Source organism: Shewanella sp. SM55 (genome assembly GCF_025654025.1).
In the GTDB taxonomy this organism is placed as follows: Bacteria; Pseudomonadota; Gammaproteobacteria; order Enterobacterales; family Shewanellaceae; genus Shewanella; species Shewanella oncorhynchi.
Genome location: NZ_JAKKRS010000032.1, coordinates 1 through 1,261 on the forward strand (window position 1 = coordinate 1; position 1,261 = coordinate 1,261).

1 protein-coding gene is annotated in these 1,261 nt (G+C 42.5%); it reads left to right on the forward strand.

Annotated features, from left to right (window positions below; all coding sequences use genetic code 11):
• Positions 1-74: 74 nt before the first annotated feature.
• Positions 75-1,252, forward strand: a protein-coding gene (locus tag L5L91_RS22540; RefSeq protein WP_263237819.1) for an IS3-like element ISSba5 family transposase whose coding sequence is annotated in 2 segments (ribosomal slippage) — positions 75-333 and positions 333-1,252 — 1,179 coding nt in all. Because the reading frame shifts where the segments join, the coding sequence is not laid out codon by codon here.
• Positions 1,253-1,261 lie beyond the last annotated feature (9 nt).

Genomic DNA, 1,261 nt, shown 5'->3' on the forward strand with positions numbered 1-1,261 from the left:
TGTAGTGGCACACTAATTTTGGCCACCTAAATAGAGGTGATATTATTACCTCGTAGATGACTTTAGGTGAACACATGAGATCGACAACCAGAAAAACATTTAGTGCTGAATTCAAACTTGAAGCAGCCCAATTAGTCCTCGATAAAAACCATAGCATCATCGAAGCTGCAAAGGCGATGAACGTAGGTAAGTCCACTATGGATAAGTGGGTGAGACAGTTAAAACTAGAACGCCAGGGTGGCACACCAAAAGCATCTCCGATTACCCCTGAACAAATTGAAATCCGTGAGCTGAAGAAGCAAATAGCTCGTCTTGAGGAGCACAATCTTATCCTAAAAAAGGCTACCGCTCTCTTGATGTCAGACTCGATGAACAATTTACGCTAATCAGCGCACTCAAGCAGAGCCACTCTATTCTCACAATTTGTAATGCATTCAAAGTGCATCGAAGTAGCTATAAGTATTGGCTAAAAAGAAAAGAACATATTGATGCAGACTTGACTATTTTATGCAGTGAAGTGAAGGCCGCACATCGTATTAGTCATGGCTCTGCCGGTGCGCGAACGATAGCGCAATTAGTGACTAACAAAGGGATTGGTCTCAGTCGTTATCGAGCCCGTAATCTAATGAAAAAGCTTGGGTTATTAAGCTGTCAGCAGCCTAAGCATTCTTATCGGAAAGCGACACAAGAGCATGTTGCAATCCCCAATACGCTTAATCGACAGTTTGCAGTAACTCAACCAGATCAAGTGTGGTGTGGCGACGTGACGTATGTTTGGGTCGGTAATCGCTGGGCCTATCTAGCCGTTGTTTTAGACTTATTTTCCCGCAAACCTGTTGGATGGGCTTTGTCATTATCACCAGATAGTGCGCTGACCTGTAAAGCTTTGAAAATGGCATTTGAGTTAAGGGGTAAGCCTGAGAATGTGATATATCACAGCGATCAAGGTTCGCATTACACAAGCTTGAAATTCAGACAATTAATATGGCGTCTTCAAATTGAGCAAAGTATGAGTCGCCGCGGGAATTGTTGGGATAACGCACCAATGGAGCGTTTCTTTAGAAGTTTGAAATCTGAGTGGATACCCGCCAGTGGTTATGGGAATTTTACAGAAGCAAATAAAGAGATCACAAATTACATCACTGGATATTACAGTGAGACCAGACCCCATCAATATAATGGTGGGTTAACGCCAAATGAGTCAGAACGTTTATATTGGAATGACTCTAAAACCGTGGCCAATTTTACTTGACCACTACAA